Consider the following 18,087-nt stretch of genomic DNA (forward strand, 5'->3'; position numbering starts at 1 on the left):
AATGAAAGAAGATTATTACAAATTATCCACAGCATGCTTGATTTTCTTGAAAAAGCGCAGTCTCTCCTGATAATCATTAAGCGTATACTCATGCATGACCCTCATTCGCCGGCGGTCAGTCCACAAATTATCCCGGCAAATACGGTTCCATTCACGATAAATATCGGTCGGATAACCAAGCCCTATCAAGAATTCACGGCTGACTGCATAATCACGAAAGGGCCGCATAGACAGAATATTCTCTAAGGAATAGCCATTATAGACTAATAGTCTGTTCGCATATTGAAGATCATCAACGATAGCGGGACCTCTTGCCATAAGATCGAAGTCTATTAAGAAAAGCTTTCCATCCTCCCGCCTTAAGAAGTTATGATGGGCAAGGTCGCCGTGAATGATGACCGGCTCCTCCCCTTCACCAATTTCCTGGCCTTTAAGCTTCCTAAGTGCCCATTTCCCCATCGAAGCATATCCCTGATACACCTTTTCTGGCAGGAACGACCTCAAGATGGTCTCATTTCGTTTGAACTCTGCCAATCGTTCTTTCCATTTACTCACCTGATTATACGGCAGGTCAGGCAGATATCTCAGGCGATGAGATATTCGGATTGATGCGGCATGCATCTTCTTCAGCAATACAAGTCCCTCTGCCCTTTCCCGTTGATTTCGATAGGTGAAGGACTGCTCATGAGGCGGGATATAAGAAAGAAACCCAATGCTTTTTGCACCATATTCGAATGGAGGAAAAGACTCGCTGAATACATAGGAGTTATGAAATCCCGATTCTCTAAGGAGAGTCAGAAATTCCATTTGCCTTAAAAGGCTTTTCTCGCCTTTGAATCGCTTTGCAACCAATGTCTTGCCCTTCTCTGTCTGTACAAGCATTAAATCAGGCTTGATTGGCTTCATTGCGCGGATTGGGACATTCATCTGTTGAAAATACGAAAGGAGACAGCCCCTAAGGGTGCCTCCTGCACGTTTTCCGCTCATGACTGACCGTCTTGCTCACTGCTTTCTTCATCGTCAGCTCCAGGCCGATCAAAAGCTGCAGGATTAATGCGAGGAATCATTTGAGAGGCGTGGGGATTATAGAATGGCACACTTTCTGAGCTTCCCTTCATCCCGCTCACATCTTGATAGGGCATTGGCTGAGATGCAAATGGATTCTGCACATTTGGCTGCGGCATCGGTTCAGAATATTGCTGGGCCGATTGAGTAACCGGCTGGTAATAAGCACCCTGACCTCCCGCTTGCGGTGAAGGCGTAAATCCGCATTGCGGAATATACCCGTCATAAGGCATGTAAGCACCGCCATGGTTATCATTGCCTGATTCTCCATCCTGTCCATGCATCATCATTCCATCATGGCCCATCATGCCATATGGCTGCGGGTGTTGACCGTAGCCATAGCTTGGCATAACCGGCTGCTGTGGGATCATATAGTATGGCTGCGGCTGCATAACCATTGGCTGCGGCATAACACCCTGCGGCATTTGTCCTTGACCATGCATTGGAAATTCCATTGATTCCTGCTCATAGTGGAAGCTTTCCATCGCAGAAGCCTGGCCTTGAGGATTCATCATCGGCTGGTAATATGGAGCAGGAATTGGCTGCGGCATGTATGGCATTTGATACAGATAGCATGGATTATACATGTACGGGTAACAGCAAGGCTCATAATAAGGGACCACTGGCGGACAATACTCATACTTCGGCGGTGCTGGCATTGGCTCAGGCATCGGCATTGGCTCAGGGGATTCCACTTTCGGCATTTCCTTGATTGGCTGTTCTTTCAGAATGACCGGCTCCTCTTTCTTTGGCATTTCCTTATAAATCGGCATCGGCGGCGGCACTTCCATCTTGGTCATATTCATCATGTAATAATTATTGATATCTATGTCCGGGATAATGGGTTTAACCGTTGCCTTTGGTGCCACATACGGCATCTTCGGCATTTCTTTTACACTTTCCTTCTTCTGGGTCGGCATCTTCGGCATTTCCTTCACAGCAGGCTGCTTCATTGGCTGCGGTTTGGCTTGCGTCACATTCTGGATTGGTGCTTCCTTCACCCCAAAATTCACCTTTGTATCTGTTTCTTTCTTGGGAGAAGAATTCGTTTCAGGAATTTTTATCTTCATGCCGGGCATAAGCATATCTGGATTGCTAAGCTGTGAGTTCGTTTTCTTTAACAGTTCAAAATTCACGCCATACTTCTTAGCAATCTTCCATAATGAGTCGCCTTTTTGGACGATATGAATCTTCACGCCTCATCCCTCCTCACACAAATGTCCATATATACTATGATTGATTGGGCAGATTGCTATTATGTTTCAAGAAAATTTATGCGATGCCCTATCTATTTATGAGAAAAAACCCCTGTGTTACAATGAGGACAAACAGGAAAATAAATTTCCAAAAGAAATAAGGAGGATTGGACTTTTGGAGAAAAAGTACAGTGCGGATGAACGCAGAGACTATCTTGTCAGCATTTTAAAAGAAGAAACAAAACCGATCAAAGGGGTTGAGCTAGCCAAGCTTTGCTCCGTCAGCCGTCAGATTATTGTGGGAGATATCACCCTCCTTAAAGCGCGTAATCACCCCATTATCGCTACACCTAACGGCTATCTCTACCTTCAGAACGAAGAGCGCAGGCCTGCCCTTAAAAGCATGATTATCGCAAGCGAGCACCCGCCGGAAGATACAGAGAAAGAATTACAGCTCATCGTCGATTGCGGTGTGACCGTCAAGGATGTAAAGGTTGAACACCCGCTTTACGGCGACCTCACCGCCTCCATCATGGTTTCAAACCGAAGCGATGTCCGCCAGTTTATTATGAAGCTAAAGACGACGAATGCCTCCCTCTTATCCCAGCTGACAAACGGGATTCATTTGCATACACTTGAAGCCCCGACTGAGGAGCAGCTTCAGAATGCTGCCGATGCCTTGCGCAAGGCCGGTTTCTTAATCGAATAGACTGTCTCGAGAACGGAGAAGAACAAAAAAAGCCGCCATCAAAACCTTTTATTAATCGGTTCTTAAAGGCAGCTTTCTTTTTTTCTATCTAATAACTATAATAACTTCCCATGACATGGACCTTGCAGCCGAGCGCCTCCATTTCAGCGATCGCTCCAGGGAGAAGGACATCATCCATAAGCTGGTCGATATCGATGATGAAGAAATAATTCCCTAAGCCTGTTTTAAGCGGCCTGGATTCAATCTTTGAGAGGTTGAGCTTACGCCAGGAGAACGCAGACAAGACTTGATGGAGCGCTCCGGCATGGTCAGCCGGCAGCAGGACCATCACCGTTGTTTTCTCCCCTTTCCGCGCGAGCCCATCTAATCGTTCACCAATTGGTTTATGGCTGAGTACAACAAAGCGGGTGTGGTTATGGGCATAATCATGTATATCTGGCTTCACAATCGAAAGCCCGTATTCCGCGGCGGCCATTTCATTGGCAATCGCAGCAGCTGCTTCCTCTGGATGCTCACTGACATATTGAGCCGCAAACGCTGTTGAGGTGACATTCTCACATCTCACACCCTTCAGCTCTCCGTGTAAATATTTATGGCATTGAGCAATTGCATGGCTGTGCGAATAAATGCACTCGATTTCTCCGAGCAGCTCTGCACGCCTTGGATGGACCATTAAATGCTGGCGGATAGGCGAGGAAAACTCAGCCGCAATTGGTACACGCACTTCATGGATTAAATAGTCCATCGTAATATTGACTGAGCCCTCCAGCGCATTCTCAAGCGGAACAACCGCATAATCCACTTCTCCCTTGTCTGCTGCATCTATGCATTCAGGTATTGTGCCGTACGCTATTCTTTCGGAATTATCAAATAATTTAGTTGCTGCTAAATCACAGAATGTTGCCTTTGGACCTAGAAACGCAATCTTCTCCAACTGTCTTTCCCCCTAGTCGTCTAGCTGAACTTCTCTCTTTATAAGAAAGAGGCCCGGTTCTTTCAGCCATTAGGCACCCGAGCCAAGTATTTCTACCTTATCAACAAACTCCAAGCTCTTTAATCGATGGATAAATTCATTCATATCAATCTGCATATCCCCTGTATTCAAGGAAAGGGTGACATTCGCCTTTCCTTGAAGGGGGATGGTTTGATGAATAGTCAGAACGTTGCACCCGGATGAGGCAACAATCTGCAGGAGCTCTGACAGTGTGCCAGAGCGGTCCTCAAGATGAAAGAAGAGCGTGATAATCCTCTCCTTCACAACACTATGGAAGGGAAAGACTGTATCACGGTATTTATAGAAGGCACTTCTGCTCAGACCGGCCTTATTGACCGCATCCCACACAGACAGGACCTTGCCGCGTTCAATCATCTCTTTTGCCTGCAGCGTTTTTTGCATAGCCTCTGGCAAAACATCCTCCCTTACGAGGAAAAATCGCTTATCCAACTTTTTCTGCATCCAAACGCCCCCTAATCACCATTCAACCAAGCTTAATCAATAAATTCGAATTCATATTCCATCAAGCGGACAATATCTCCATCCTCGGCGCCGCGCTTACGGAGGGCCTCATCTACGCCCATTGCACGAAGCTGGCGGGCAAAACGCTTAACGGATTCATCACGGCTGAAGTCAGTCATCTTGAAGAGCTTCTCAAGTTTCTCTCCTGTTACGACAAATGTGCCGTCAGATTCACGCGTAATCATGAACTCTTCTTTTTCTGCTTCATGCTTATAAAGGACACGGTGAACACCGGTCTGGTCTTCATCATGCTCAAGCGGGAATTCCGGCGTTTCTTCAATCTTATCAGCTACCGCATAGAGAAGCTCGCGCAGCCCTTCACGTGTAACAGATGAAATCGGGAAGATTTGTACATCCTCCTCCAGGCGTTCCTTGAAGGCCTTTAGGTTCTCCTCGGAATCCGGCATGTCCATCTTGCTTGCAGCAATGATTTGAGGCCTTTCTGTCAAGCGGAGATTGTATTCCTCAAGCTCCTTATTAATCGTCACATAATCCTCGTATGGATTGCGCCCTTCCTGGCCGGACATATCAATGACATGGACAATGACACGTGTCCGTTCAATATGACGGAGGAATTGATGACCTAATCCAACGCCTTCATGAGCCCCTTCAATCAATCCTGGAAGGTCTGCCATAACGAAGCTGCGTCCGTCCTCTGTTTCCACCACGCCTAAATTCGGAACAATCGTTGTGAAATGATATTCTGCGATTTTCGGGCGCGCTGCTGAGACAGATGCCAGCAAGGTTGATTTCCCGACACTTGGGAATCCAACAAGCCCGACATCAGCGAGCAATTTCAATTCCATAATGATATTTCGTTCAACACCCGGTTCACCTTTTTCGGATAATTCCGGTGCGGGATTCGCTGGTGTGGCAAAACGGGTATTACCGCGTCCGCCGCGTCCGCCTTTAGCAATAATCGCACGCTGGCCGTGCTCGGTTAAATCAGCAATGATTTCACCAGTATCTGCATCAGATACAACCGTACCCGGCGGTACCTTGACAATCATGTCCGGTGAATTCTTGCCGTGCTGATTCTTGGACATTCCGTGTTCTCCGCGCGGAGCCTTGAAATGCCTCTTATATCGGAAATCCATTAATGTCCGAAGTCCTTCTTCTACTTCAAACACAACATTTGCACCATGCCCGCCGTCACCTCCGGCTGGGCCTCCTTTTGGCACATACTTTTCTCGGCGGAAGGCTACCATTCCGTTTCCGCCGTCACCGCCTTTTACGTAAATCTTGACCTGATCCACAAACATGGGCGTTTGACACCTACTTTCTTTCACCTGTTTCTCTTTGTTGCTATCTTACCGTTAATTCAAAGAAAAAAGAATTTTTATCACCTGAGGGGACTGACATTTCTATAAAATCCGGCACCGAAAGGCCATCAAAAAGACAATCAAGACTATCTACATGTCCCTGAAAATCGAATCCGACCCTCAAGGCAGCTTCTTCAGACCCGCTGATCATAACCATCAGTGTATGTACGGAACTGCCGGTCAGCTGCTGATTCAGTGCATCAAAGAAATCACGCACAAAGCCTGTCAGCCTGCTGTCATATTTAGCAAGCCCGCTAATATCGTCGATAATCTCATATCCGAGCTCGAATGTATAATGAAGCCAATTGCCTGTCAGCAACAATTCTGCCAAGCATGGCATGTCCAAGTTCGACACTTTCGCTTCCTGTTTCGCATCTATAATGATTTCCTCAATTAGCCCTGACACGCGGTCCATTTTTCCTAATGCTAGATTACCTTGAATCAGCTGAATCTTATTCAGCCAATCATGCCGTGAGTGCCTCAATAAATCGATAGTGGTCCATTTAGTCTCCATCTCCATACATTCTCCTGTCGGATAATTTAAATGAGGTCCTGATTTATTCTACATATGTTTATACTAGTATAGCATAGCTGTTTCCTTATTTCTTCAGGAGAGGAATACATCGTCAGCAGCAATATATTTGGGGTCTATAAGGAAGTGTAACATCAAGCTTATTAAGCATAGGAGGCTTATAAAAAGAAAACTCCAACCGATGAGGTCAGAGCTTCATTGTTTGTTATTATTATGCTTCTTGTGCTACAGGGTATACGCTCACTTGTTTCTTGTCGCGGCCTAAGCGCTCGAATTTAACAACGCCGTCTACCTTAGCGAAAAGTGTATCGTCTCCACCACGTCCAACGTTCAAACCTGGATAGATTTTTGTACCACGTTGACGGTAAAGAATAGAACCACCACTTACAAATTGGCCATCAGCACGTTTAGCGCCAAGACGTTTGGAAATGGAGTCACGTCCGTTCTTTGTGGAACCTACTCCCTTTTTGGAAGCGAAGAATTGAAGATCCAATCTTAACATTTATTCCACCTCCTGTTAGCTATTTATAATTTTCATGTATTTGCCATAGTCACGTTCAATTGTCTGCAGGGACACAAGCATGGCTTGAATAAGAAGCTGTACCTTTTCGTCCTCCTCCGTTACCGGAAAAGTGACTTCGAGATAGCCGCCCTCTTTGCCAGCCTGGTCAATCTTAGGCTTCACATTTGTTAAGCTTAGAATGGCATTGACAGAGCCGAAGGCTACCGCCGATACCCCGGCACAAACAATATCCTGACCTTTTCTTGCAAAATCGGCGTGTCCTGACAGGCTGAACGATTGAACTCGCTCGCCATCTCGAACTACCTTTACTTTAATCATGCGCGTCGCCTTAGAAGCTGATCTTCTCGATCGTTACTTTAGTGTAAGGCTGACGGTGACCTTGTTTCTTACGGTTGTTCTTTTTCGCTTTGTATTTGAAAACGATGATTTTTTTGTCTTTACCTTGTTTTTCAACTTTACCTGTTACAGTAGCGCCTTCAACAACAGGGCTTCCAACTTTCACATCGTCTCCACCAACGAATAAAACTTTGTCGAAAGTAACAGATCCACCTTCTTCAACGTTCAATTTTTCAACGTAGATAGTTTGACCTTCTTCGACTTTAACTTGTTTACCACCAGTTTCGATAATTGCGTACATACCTGCACCTCCTTGAATGATCTAAGACTCGCCAACGGCAGGCGCCACAGATGCGGACTTATAACCTGACATGAGCGGTTGTAGCATGGGTGCTACAAACATAACAAACAAATACTATCATATAGAGACATTCATTGTCAATCTTCTTTTAGCGTCAATCGCAGCAGGCTGTCCCCTTCCTGTTGAGAGGATGCACGTCTCGCTCTCTCATCAAGCTCTTTAACGGACCCCGTTGCACGAATGACGAAACGATGATTCCCTTCTACTGCCGCCTGTCTGAATAGAACCTGCTTCCCATGCGGTTCCAGTTCTTTTCTCCGCTCCTTTAAAAGGGCGAAGAATTCCGGATCAGCATCAATCCAGATGCACTCATCCATCACATAACGCATGCCCTCGAGCTGCCTTGATAGTTCATGCCACTCTGCCTTATTCCCTTGAATATGTCCGTTCCCATGACAGCGCGGACAATCATCAAGCATGAGCTCATATAGGTCCGGCCCTTCTTTTTTGCGTGTGATTTGCAAAAGGCCAAGCTCTGTGAACCCGACAACGACCGACCGCGTCAAATCACGCCCAAGCGCTGACTCCATCTCTTCCTTTACCTTCTTGCGGTCTGCATTTGAGGTCATATTGATAAAGTCGACAATAATGATGCCGGATAAATTCCGCAGGATGACTTGGCGTCCAACCTCTTTTGCAGCAAGCAGATTCGTCTCAAGCATCGTTCTCCGCTGGTCATGCTTGCCGGTGAATTTCCCCGTGTTCACATCAATGACATGCATAGCTTCCGTACGTTCAAATAGCAAATAGGCACCATTAGAGAGCCAGATGATTTTTTTTACGGCCTTTTCCAGGTCTGCCTCTGCCTGATGCTCTTCAAATAGAGGAATTTTGCTCTTTGCCCGCGAAATCGTCCAGTCATCTGTAGAAACAGCCTCCTTTAGAAGGCTGACTCCCTCAGAGGAGTTTGTGTAGCACTCCCCGCTAGTTCCATCCGTCCATTTTTGCACGATTTGCGTCATCCGATTATGCCCGCTTACAAGCCCTGGCGCCTTCACGGAATCTGCCCGCTGAATGAGCACCTCATATCTTTCACGAAGTCTCGCAAGCCTGTTCACGAATTCTCCTTCTCCCGCCTCAAGGAGCTGCGTACGGACAATCACTCCCTCATCTTCCCGCAAATGGTCTAAAGCAATGCCTTTCCATTTATCTGCCGTTTGGCGGCTTGCATTTTTGGAGGTTCGGACGAAATGCTCTCCCTTAATTAACACAAGTTCAGGATGAGAGATCTCAATCAGCGCGCTCACCTTTGCTCCCTTCGTTCCTTGAGGGTCGCGCACAACCCGGACAAGAAGCTTCTCTCCCTGCCTCACATAGGCGACGCCCGGCTTTCCGTCCGAGAGCTGGTAGCGCGGTGTCTCCTCAAAAGGCAAATAGGCATTCTTTTCAAGTCCGATATCCACAAAGGCCGCATTCATGCCAGGCACAACTTCCCGCACAATTCCGGCATACAGATTGCCTGCATACGGACCCTCTCCGTCACGTTCAATATGGAATACGTGAAGCCTGCCATCCCTCCAGATGCCAAGCCTTTTTTCTCCATTCTGATAATCCAATAAAATTTTATCCATAAAAATATCCTCCAACTGGCTCTTACTCTAACTTTAGCGAGTACGCCTCTGCCAGTCAATAAGGATAGAGCAGCTCCCCAATCGGCCTGTAGGCAAGCTTTGAGGTAAAGCAGGCATGAAGCACCTCTGACTCATCCAGCTTGCCAATTTCCTTCCTTTCATTCTTAATGACGATGACATGCTTATTATCCCTCCGGAAATGCTCAAGAATCTCAAAGATGGGCGTTTCCTTTTCCGCCTCAAGCCTTGAGATTGCCCGAATATCCTGCTGATGACCATAATGCCGCTCAAGCAAAAAACGCATGAACACATATTGACGGTGCTTCCATTCCTTCCAAAGCGAATATCCGAGAAATCCGGCAATGACCCACCAGTTGAAATTCAGTGGATTAAGCATTAATAGGCCAGCTAATAAAATAGCCAGAGAAACAAGAGAATACTGAATGATTAAGCGGTGTGCCTGGACGAATGGATGACGGAGGCTTAGCAGGATAAACAGAAGCTTCCCCCCATCAAGCGGCCAGATTGGCAAAAGATTTACTGCCAGTATGACTGTATTGAAAAGGAGAAACTCTTGATAAAGATGACCAGGCATCCATTCGTTCACATAGAAAAGGAAGGCTGCCCCGTAAAGCCAGAGATGCTGCGCCGGGCCAGCCAGCAGCACAGCCAGCTCTTCCTTCCAAGGAAGGTTCCCATGCTCCTCTGTCTCAAGCTCCCCTCCAAACGGAAGGAGCGTGACCGCCTTTATGCGCCAGCCATATATTTGCGCTGCTGCGGCATGGCCAAGCTCGTGAATTAGGACGAGCGAAAACATCATCAATATTTCCGCAAACTGCGCTGTAATGACTCCCAGTCCCATAACCGCCCATGTCAACGGATGAATTCGAATCTTCCAGAGTACCGGCAGAATCTTATTCAAAGGAAATCACCTCACCCGGGTCAATGAACCGACCTTCGGATTTCAGCGCAAAGTAAAATTCTCCTTTCCCCTCCTCTTCCTCTGAAGCTTGAACCCTTCCAAGCTTTGCCCCTTTCTTAACCTGTTCGTAAAGACTCACATCAATCGATTCTAAGCTTCCATACCAGGATTCACTCTTGTCAGCATGCTGAATAATGACCGTTTTTCCATATTCCTCTTTTTCACCCGCATAGATGACTACTCCTTCTTTCACGGTTCCAACAGAGGCTGCTGCGGCCGTCTTCACAATAACCCCTTGACCATTGTTCTCAAAGCTCTCCATGATTGTCCCGCTTGCAGGCATAGAAAAATCTTCTTCCTTTTCTTTGTCTGCATTCTCCGGAAGGAAGGCAAATGGCTGGCCAACGGTTTCATCAAACCAATTAACAACACTCGCAAACTGAAATTCCTGCTCATACACTCCACCGATAAGCTCTCTAGCATCATCTGTCCAAGGCGCTGATGTTCTGTAAACAATGGCCATTACAAGCACGAGGCAGGTCGAGGCCAATACCTGAAAGAGCATCCATTCCTTCTTGATAAACACCTTATTAGGAGGACTTTTGATTCCCTCATCGTAAACGACCATATTCTCCGCACCCCAATCAAGCTCCTTGTCAGCGAGAATCGGACTCTCTCTCTGAGCCTCCCTTTTCTGATAACCAAGGTTCTTCTCTCTGTTCTTCCGCCGCTGGGCTATCCGTCTGCGGACATCTGCGCTGTTTTTGTATGCCATCCCCTTCACCCCTTAAGAAATACCATGTTAATTAAAACTATGAGTTTCTCGTCCAAGCTATGACTGGAGATGATAACGCAAAAAAGCCCGCTGCAGCTAGGTTTACCAGCTGAGCAGGCCTTTTGGGATTAATTTTTAACACCGAATAATTTTTTTATGCGCGTGAAGACACCTGTCTTCGTTTCCTCCAGCGGTTTAAGCGGAATGGACTCGCCCAATATCCGGCGCGCAATGTCACGGTAAGCGATGGACGCCTTATTGTTTGGGTCAAACACGATGGGTTCACCTTGGTTAGACCCTTTAATGACATCATCATCATCAGCGACAATACCAATCAGATCGATGGAGAGATGGTTAGTGATCTCATCAATATCAAGTACATCCCCCTGCTTAAGCATATGACTTCGGATCCGGTTGATTACGAGCTTAGGAGCTTCAACATCCGGCTCCTTCTCCAGCAAGCCGATAATTCGGTCTGCATCACGGACGGCTGTTGTTTCTGGGGTCGTCACAACAATCGCCTTATCCGCACCCGCAACAGCATTGCGGTAGCCTTGTTCAATTCCTGCGGGGCAGTCAATAATAATATAGTCGAAATCGACTTTCAAACTCTCAATTAATTTCTTTACTTGCTTCGGTGTAACCGAAGACTTGTCCGCCGTTTGTGCTGCAGGCATTAAATAAAGCCTGTCTTCGAAGCGTTTATCCTTAACGAGCGCTTGATGCACCTTGCATCTTTCTTCAATGACATCCACCAAATCATAGATAATCCGGTTCTCAAGCCCCATGACTACATCTAAATTTCTTAATCCGATATCTGTATCGACCAAACAGACTTTTTTCCCCATTAACGCCAAGGCTGTTCCGACATTGGCACTTGTTGTCGTTTTACCGACACCGCCTTTTCCGGAAGTAATTACGATGGCCTCTCCCATGGCTATACGCCCTCCTCAAATAAGGATATATTCGGTCTCACTTTACTCAAGACTTGCAATCTATCAAACATGATTTCATTCGATTGATTCACATAAGCACATGCCATCATCTGGTCATCCTGCTCATGATGATCAAAGGAGTTATACAATATATCCCCAATGGTAATCAGCGCCGGCTTAAAGACAGAAGCTGAAATCACACAATCCTTATTGCCATTAATGCCTGCTTCGGCCCTTCCTCGCAATGTGCCCATCACAAATATATTGCCGCCGGCCTTAACGGTACCTCCAGGATTGACATCACCGACAAGGAGAAGATCTCCCTTCACCTCAAGCACCTGACCAGAGCGAACAATCTTCATTTCCTTTGTGACAGCCACTTCTTCTGCCATTCGCTTCGATTCTTCCAAAAGGATGACATTTGATTCGACATCCTTTACGGTCATATATCCTTTTTTCTCAACCAATTCCACAAGATGAGTGGCTTGCTCATCCGTTAAATATCGATTACCCGTATGTATAGTGACGTGTATACTGGATGCCGGCTCATTATTCGCCAGATGCTGATGATGAATGGACAGCTTTTCATCCAGGTCCCTCATTGCTTCAGAAAAGGAGGATGTGTCATCAATGACAATCATTAATCCTTGTTTACTTCCTTTAATCATAACATGCTGTACAGTTTTTTTCCCCATGACGTCGTGCTCACCTCAATGCAATTTAATTCGACATAAGCGCTGGCAAATCCTCTTTTAGCGGTATTCCGCCGCTTAGAGGTCTTCCTCTACTACCCATTTCTTCATCCATTTTGCAAATAAATGCGCAAATAGAATGAGGAAAACAAGATTCAGCAGTAAAGTAGGCAGCAATCTCATTTTTGCAAAATCAATGAAACTCAATGAAGCAAAACCAATCAAACTGTTCACCTCATACACGATGATCTCAAGAACAGATATTGCAAGCAGGCTGACCGTTGAGACAATTCCCAGATTCACTTGCAAAACCTTCATCAGCTGAGATGAAAGGTAGACCATTAATGGCAGGGTGAACGTGTAAATGCCCAGTATTTCTGTATAAACAACATCGTAAAAAATTCCAAGCCCGAAACCATACCATATAGCCATTTCCTTCTTGCCGTATACGGTCAAGAACACTAAGAAAATCATAATGAACCTCGGTACGAGAATATAATCCGTCTTATTGAGGAGGCTTGAGAATACCTCTACGAAAATACCTTCTGAAATAAAGACAAGCACCGCAAGAAGGAATACCCTAATTTTCATTATAGGTCATCCCCCTCAGTACTTTCTGTATCGACCTCGGCAGTCGAACGTTTAACAATCATGACATCGTTGACATCATCAAAATTGGCTGCAGGCTTAATATAAGCCGTCTGTGTCAATCCATACTGATCAATGATAACCTCTTCCACTTTGCCGACAACCAGTCCTTTAGGGAATACACCTCCAAGGCCGGAGGTTTCCACATTGGAGCCTTCCTTAATATCCGCATCATACAATAGTCCTGTGAGCATGAGCGCTTGCTTATCCTCATCAAACCCTTGAATAAAGCCGTATGCGGGCTTCTTCCCCTGCACGACAGCGGAGATACGGTTTTGCGGGTCAAGTGCTGTCAGCAGCTGAACAGTGGACGTAAATTGGGACACACTTTTCACCTTGCCAATCAAGCCTTTAGCCGTTATGACAGCCATATTCTTCTCAATCCCATTGACACTTCCCTTGCTCACGGTCAAGGTTTCATGCCAGCGTTCCGGACTTCTTCCGATAACGGTCGCTTGAGTGACGGTAAATTCACTGAGCGACTCTTCTTTTTCAACCATTGCTCGCAGCTCTTTGTTTTCTTTTTCTAGATCATAAATTTCTGTTTCAAGCTTCACATACTCTTCCAGGCGCGCTTTAAGATTTTTATTTTCCTCATATGTATTTCTTAAATCGGAAAGATTCTCAAAAAAGCCCGCTATTGCAGAAGCGGGCTTATGGAAAATTGTTTGCACAAAGCCGGCAGAGTCCTTCATAAACTGTTCCGGCCAGCTTAGTTCATCTCTTTCCCTAAGTGAGAACCCTATTAAAGACACCAGAAAGATGATGCTAATCAGCAAGATAATCAATTTTTTGTTTAAGAAAAATTGCGGCATATTCTTGCTCCTTCATCGTTATTATCCTCTTTCGGGATTTTTCAGGCTTTATTCGGTTTTTATTTCGTTGCTTTCCCCTTGAACAAATGGATATGGTCAAGCGCTTTTCCTGTACCAATTGCTACGCAGTCAAGCGGGTTTTCCGCAATTAAGACAGGCATTTTTGTTTCTTCAGAAATCACCTTATCAAGGTTGCGAAGTAAAGCTCCGCCTCCTGTCAAGACAATTCCGCGGTCCATAATATCCGCAGCAAGTTCTGGCGGAGTTTTTTCAAGCGTGTTCTTCACGGCATCAACAATCGCATAAACAGTATCATGCAACGCTTTTGCAATCTCTTCAGGCGTGATTTCAATTGTTTTTGGTAATCCAGTCAACAGGTCACGGCCGCGGATTTCCATGTTTTCAACACCTTCTGGATCACCAGCAGAACCGATTTCCAATTTGATGGCTTCAGATGTACGATCACCAATCATAAGATTGTAATTCTTACGGATGTAGTTAATGATTGCTTCATCCATTTCGTCACCGGCAATGCGGATGGATTGACTTGTTACAATACCGCCAAGGGAGATAATAGCCACTTCAGTTGTACCGCCGCCGATATCAACAACCATGCTTCCTGTCGGCTCCCATACAGGCAGGTTCGCACCGATTGCTGCCGCAAATGGTTCTTCAATTGTATAAGCATCACGTGCGCCAGCTTGTCTAGTTGCATCCACAACCGCTCTTTCTTCAACGGCTGTAATGCCGGATGGCACACAAACCATGACATATGGCTTACGGGCAAACAAGCCTTGGTTTTTCAACGCTTGCTTCATATAATATTTCATCATCGTAGCTGTTGTATCGTAATCAGCGATTACCCCGTCTTTCATCGGGCGAAGAGCAACAACATTCCCCGGTGTACGGCCAATCATATTCTTCGCATCATTACCGACAGCAACGATTGATTTTGTATCAGTTTGGAAAGCCACAACGGATGGCTCACGCACAACGATTCCTTTTCCTTTTACATAAACCAGCGTATTGGCAGTTCCTAAATCAATTCCTAAATCTCTATTTCCAAGCATTTTTTAATATCTCCCTTTCTGAAACGTATTCCATATTAGGCATGAATTTTTTCCATTATATTTTTCTATATAGGTAAAAGAGTTTATCTTCATGACTTTGTTAATTATATTGTCGATATCTGCATAAATCCATTCTTCCATTCAGAAGATCATCCGCGGATTTTCGCCTTATTTCAGCAATAATAACGCATAACAGAGCTTTTTTTCCGTAAGAGGCTGAAAATAAACCCAGTTAAAAAATCATACGTTATATTATAGCTCATCCTTTTTTGAATTCATAGTATTATAAATATCCTTTTTCTTTCAGACTGACATATTTCTTCTCTCCAATAACCAAATGGTCCAGCACTTCAATTCCCATGATTCTTCCGCACTCGACAAGGCGTTTCGTCACTTCAATATCTTCTCGGCTTGGGGTCGGGTCACCTGAGGGGTGGTTATGCAAGCATATAATAGATGCTGCTGACCTGCGGAGAGCTTCTTTGAAGACTTCTCGGGGATGGACAATAGAGGCGTTTAAGCTGCCGATGAAGATGGTTTGCTTGTGCAATATTTGGTTTTTGGTATTTAGATAAAGGCAGACGAAATGTTCCTGAGATAAAAAGCGCATATCATTCATGCAATAATTGGCGCAATCCTCTGGAGACCGGATCACATACCGTTCCTCGTTCGTCAGATTGCTTATTCTGCGGCCAAGTTCCATCGCAGCAGCCAACTGGACTGCCTTCGCTTCCCCTATTCCCTTGATCGCAGTCATTTCTTCAATTGTGGATTCCTTCAGGAGTCTTAAACCGCCAAACCTCGTCAGAAGCTGGTTGGCCAAGACCATCACGGAATCCTCTTTCGTCCCTGTCCTAAGGAGAAGGGCAAGTAATTCTTGGTTGGAGAGACTTTCTCCTCCGTATTGCAGGAATCGCTCACGCGGACGTTCATCCTTCGGGTAATCCCGAATCATAATTTGCGTATCCATATCATCCTCCATTCCATTGACGGAGCGGGGGCCTTTACGTATGCATGATGTCCTTCAGCTCCCGATTCAGCCTTGAAACGGGCAATCCTACAACCGTGAAATAATCTCCTTCTATTCTTTTAACGAGTAAGGAACCATATCCCTGAATGCCATAGGAACCCGCTTTGTCAAACGGCTCTCCTGTCAACACATATTGCTCAATATCCTGCGTGTCTAATGGCCAAAATTCAACATCTGTCTTCTCATAAAAAAGATGGGTACGGCCTTCTTTCACAAGAGCCACACCTGTATAGACCTGGTGGACCTTTCCGGATAATTGCGTCAGCATGGAGATAGCATCCGCCTTACCCTTGGGCTTTCCCAACACTCTTCCGTCTGAGACGACGATTGTATCTGCACCTATCACAATGGAGTTCTTGGTAGTTTCAGCGATTGCATTTGATTTTATGCGCGCCAATTCCATAACGATTTCATGAGGCTGCAGTCCATCCTGATAGGTCTCCTCCACATCACTTGCCTTCACCTGGAAGGGGATGCCGAGAAGTTCGAGTAATTCCTTTCTTCTTGGGGAAGAAGAAGCTAAGATTAGATTCATTTTGTCACCTGCTATGAAAAGTTTAGATAGGGAGATACATATTAATCCTAACAGAATGCGACACCTTTCTCAATTCCCTATTGCTTCCACACAAAAGAAAAAAGAGCGGCATCATCCACTCTCTGCCTTTTCAGGGTAGCTTCACCCTTTAAAGATGATTATTTCCCAAGAAATAAAATTCACAATTTGCTCCATTCAACAGCGAATTGGAGGGTACACTGCTGAATCTGCATCAATAGCTCTGGCTTTGACTCCTGCTCGTATTGAGTCCAAAGCTTCTTCATGCTGGAATTTAAATTGTACATATTTTGCAAATTATCCGGCACCTTTTCTAATGAGAATGCTTCTGCCTTTGGCGCAGATGTCTTATCACCCATTAAATGCTTCGCTGTAACAGCATCGTATTGCTGCACATTAAGAAGCATCGCTTGAATGGCTTTTTGTTCTGCTTTCGTGTAGCCTTGACGGCTTTTCCCTGAGAATTGGACTTCCTTCCAAAACGTCTCAGTTCCCTTCTTGTTAAAGAACACGGCTAATTGCTTCGCATCCTCAAGGCTGCCAGCTGTACCGAGGTAAATATACCATTGGTCGGACTGCTTTAAAATGATTGGCGAGTATCCATCCTCCTCAAGAAGAAGAACCCGCTCCTCGGCAGCTTCCTTCGAGGAGTATACTCCACCCTGAACCATGAAGGCTGTCCATTCCTTGCTGACAGGCTGACCTCCAGATTCTGAAACAGCCGCACCGAGGGTCGGCAAGCCTGACTGCTGCTGTCCCACTTTCTCACCGGTCCCGCCAAAGAGAACCATCTTTAGGGCAATAATTCCGAACACCGTCCCTGTGACAAGGGCCACAAGAACAGGCAGACCCACTCCGAACAACCGCTTCTTACTGGGTTTAATTTTCCCAAATGTCCATGTTTTCTTTGGCTTTTTCCCTCCATCTATTGTGGCCTTCTCTTCACCCCCGCCAGGGACAATCCAAAGCGGAGGCTCCGGTTCCTCCTCCACACTGCTGGCCACCTGTTCAAGGGTTTCCCTTATGTCCGGATCCTCACTCGATATCCATTTGTACACCCTTTGCTCCCCGTTCACATTAACAATGATTGTTCTCTCCCGTGTTGGCTTGTCCATTGCATGGCCTCCGCGTTTTAGACCATCTTATCATCCACCGCCAAAAAAAGAACAAGACTCTTGTCGTCTTGTCCAAAAAGCTTTCGTCAAATTTCTAGGCCTCCACATCTCCCGCATGCTCTTCATCCCTATGAAGCATACGCGGACCATAAATAAAACAAGCGGCGGATTCATCTCTGCCTTCCACTTCATCCCGGTATCCGGGTCAATGTTTACCCGAAATAATCTTCTAGCGCCACTCCAAACGGGTCATTTGAATACCGGTTTCTTGAATCGATTTCCTTGCTATTATATATAGAGGTTACCTGGTCTCCTTACCAATTTGATGATGGACATTTTCGCAAAAGCAAACAGAAGTCAAAAGTAATAAAAATCATTGGTAATATTTATATGTTTCATGA

At 45.6% G+C, this 18,087-nt stretch carries 21 protein-coding genes and 1 other annotated feature; of the genes, 1 reads left to right on the top strand and 20 read right to left on the bottom strand.

Annotated features, from left to right (window positions below):
- Positions 1-15 precede the first annotated feature (15 nt).
- Together ACY8DX_RS16185 and safA are read right to left on the bottom strand one after the other, a co-directional pair.
- The gene (locus tag ACY8DX_RS16185; protein WP_462405602.1) at positions 16-927 is read right to left on the bottom strand and encodes a phosphotransferase; all 912 of its coding nucleotides are present in this window, start codon (positions 925-927) and stop codon (positions 16-18) included.
- A gap of 56 nt (positions 928-983) precedes the next feature.
- Positions 984-2,261, bottom strand: a complete 1,278-nt coding sequence (safA, locus tag ACY8DX_RS16190; RefSeq protein WP_462405603.1) for a SafA/ExsA family spore coat assembly protein — start codon at positions 2,259-2,261, stop codon at positions 984-986.
- Between the two features lie 175 nt (positions 2,262-2,436).
- Here safA and ACY8DX_RS16195 point away from each other — a divergent pair, with 175 nt between their 5' ends.
- Positions 2,437-2,970, top strand: a complete 534-nt coding sequence (locus ACY8DX_RS16195) for a transcription repressor NadR (RefSeq protein WP_439802126.1) — start codon at positions 2,437-2,439, stop codon at positions 2,968-2,970.
- Positions 2,971-3,058: 88 nt separating this feature from the next.
- Here ACY8DX_RS16195 and pheA read toward each other — a convergent pair whose 3' ends face one another.
- The 18 genes from pheA to ACY8DX_RS16285 all read right to left on the bottom strand — a co-directional run bounded on the left by pheA (position 3,059) and on the right by ACY8DX_RS16285 (position 17,686).
- Complete coding sequence (pheA, locus tag ACY8DX_RS16200) at positions 3,059-3,904, bottom strand: prephenate dehydratase (protein ID WP_439802127.1); 846 nt, start codon at positions 3,902-3,904, stop codon at positions 3,059-3,061.
- Positions 3,905-3,973: 69 nt separating this feature from the next.
- Positions 3,974-4,426 (bottom strand): ACT domain-containing protein, encoded by a 453-nt coding sequence (locus ACY8DX_RS16205; protein WP_049670016.1) that lies wholly within the window; start codon positions 4,424-4,426, stop codon positions 3,974-3,976.
- Between the two features lie 32 nt (positions 4,427-4,458).
- Complete coding sequence (obgE, locus tag ACY8DX_RS16210; protein ID WP_439802128.1) at positions 4,459-5,748, bottom strand: GTPase ObgE; 1,290 nt, start codon at positions 5,746-5,748, stop codon at positions 4,459-4,461.
- Positions 5,749-5,791: 43 nt separating this feature from the next.
- Positions 5,792-6,322 (bottom strand): Spo0B domain-containing protein, encoded by a 531-nt coding sequence (locus tag ACY8DX_RS16215; protein WP_156185555.1) that lies wholly within the window; start codon positions 6,320-6,322, stop codon positions 5,792-5,794.
- Between the two features lie 229 nt (positions 6,323-6,551).
- Positions 6,552-6,842 (bottom strand): 50S ribosomal protein L27, encoded by a 291-nt coding sequence (gene rpmA, locus ACY8DX_RS16220; protein WP_049670013.1) that lies wholly within the window; start codon positions 6,840-6,842, stop codon positions 6,552-6,554.
- Positions 6,843-6,857: 15 nt separating this feature from the next.
- A complete protein-coding gene (locus tag ACY8DX_RS16225) occupies positions 6,858-7,181 on the bottom strand; it encodes a ribosomal-processing cysteine protease Prp (protein ID WP_049670012.1) in 324 nt (107 codons plus the stop codon).
- A gap of 10 nt (positions 7,182-7,191) precedes the next feature.
- Positions 7,192-7,500 (bottom strand): 50S ribosomal protein L21, encoded by a 309-nt coding sequence (gene rplU / locus ACY8DX_RS16230; protein WP_049670011.1) that lies wholly within the window; start codon positions 7,498-7,500, stop codon positions 7,192-7,194.
- Between the two features lie 14 nt (positions 7,501-7,514).
- Positions 7,515-7,590 (bottom strand) — a sequence feature (ribosomal protein L21 leader region).
- Positions 7,591-7,637: 47 nt separating this feature from the next.
- Positions 7,638-9,131 carry a ribonuclease E/G gene (locus ACY8DX_RS16235; RefSeq protein WP_462405604.1) on the bottom strand — a complete coding sequence of 498 codons (1,494 nt, stop codon included), beginning with the start codon at positions 9,129-9,131 and terminating at the stop codon, positions 7,638-7,640.
- Positions 9,132-9,186: 55 nt separating this feature from the next.
- Entirely contained in the window at positions 9,187-10,053 is an 867-nt protein-coding gene (locus tag ACY8DX_RS16240) for a M50 family metallopeptidase (RefSeq protein WP_439802130.1), read from the bottom strand.
- Positions 10,046-10,828 carry a peptidoglycan DD-metalloendopeptidase family protein gene (locus tag ACY8DX_RS16245; protein WP_439802131.1) on the bottom strand — a complete coding sequence of 261 codons (783 nt, stop codon included), beginning with the start codon at positions 10,826-10,828 and terminating at the stop codon, positions 10,046-10,048. The genes ACY8DX_RS16240 and ACY8DX_RS16245 overlap by 8 nt, the downstream gene beginning before the upstream one ends.
- Before the next feature lie 128 nt (positions 10,829-10,956).
- Entirely contained in the window at positions 10,957-11,763 is an 807-nt protein-coding gene (gene minD / locus ACY8DX_RS16250) for a septum site-determining protein MinD (protein ID WP_049670007.1), read from the bottom strand.
- Between the two features lie 2 nt (positions 11,764-11,765).
- Positions 11,766-12,458: a septum site-determining protein MinC gene (minC, locus tag ACY8DX_RS16255; protein WP_049670006.1), complete on the bottom strand. Its 693-nt coding sequence runs from the start codon at positions 12,456-12,458 to the stop codon at positions 11,766-11,768.
- Between the two features lie 75 nt (positions 12,459-12,533).
- Complete coding sequence (mreD, locus tag ACY8DX_RS16260; RefSeq protein ID WP_049670005.1) at positions 12,534-13,046, bottom strand: rod shape-determining protein MreD; 513 nt, start codon at positions 13,044-13,046, stop codon at positions 12,534-12,536.
- Positions 13,046-13,918 (bottom strand): rod shape-determining protein MreC, encoded by an 873-nt coding sequence (gene mreC / locus ACY8DX_RS16265; protein WP_049670004.1) that lies wholly within the window; start codon positions 13,916-13,918, stop codon positions 13,046-13,048. The genes mreD and mreC overlap by 1 nt, the downstream gene beginning before the upstream one ends.
- Positions 13,919-13,977: 59 nt before the next feature.
- Positions 13,978-14,988 carry a rod shape-determining protein gene (locus ACY8DX_RS16270; protein WP_049670003.1) on the bottom strand — a complete coding sequence of 337 codons (1,011 nt, stop codon included), beginning with the start codon at positions 14,986-14,988 and terminating at the stop codon, positions 13,978-13,980.
- A 283-nt stretch (positions 14,989-15,271) separates the two neighbouring features.
- Positions 15,272-15,958 (bottom strand): RadC family protein, encoded by a 687-nt coding sequence (gene radC, locus ACY8DX_RS16275; protein ID WP_049670002.1) that lies wholly within the window; start codon positions 15,956-15,958, stop codon positions 15,272-15,274.
- Positions 15,959-15,992: 34 nt separating this feature from the next.
- Positions 15,993-16,553, bottom strand: coding sequence for a Maf family protein (locus tag ACY8DX_RS16280; protein ID WP_049670001.1), 561 nt, complete (start codon positions 16,551-16,553; stop codon positions 15,993-15,995).
- A 179-nt stretch (positions 16,554-16,732) separates the two neighbouring features.
- Positions 16,733-17,686 (bottom strand): hypothetical protein, encoded by a 954-nt coding sequence (locus ACY8DX_RS16285; protein WP_439802570.1) that lies wholly within the window; start codon positions 17,684-17,686, stop codon positions 16,733-16,735.
- Positions 17,687-18,087: the final 401 nt, after the last annotated feature.

The organism is Gracilibacillus sp. Marseille-QA3620, assembly GCF_054950035.1.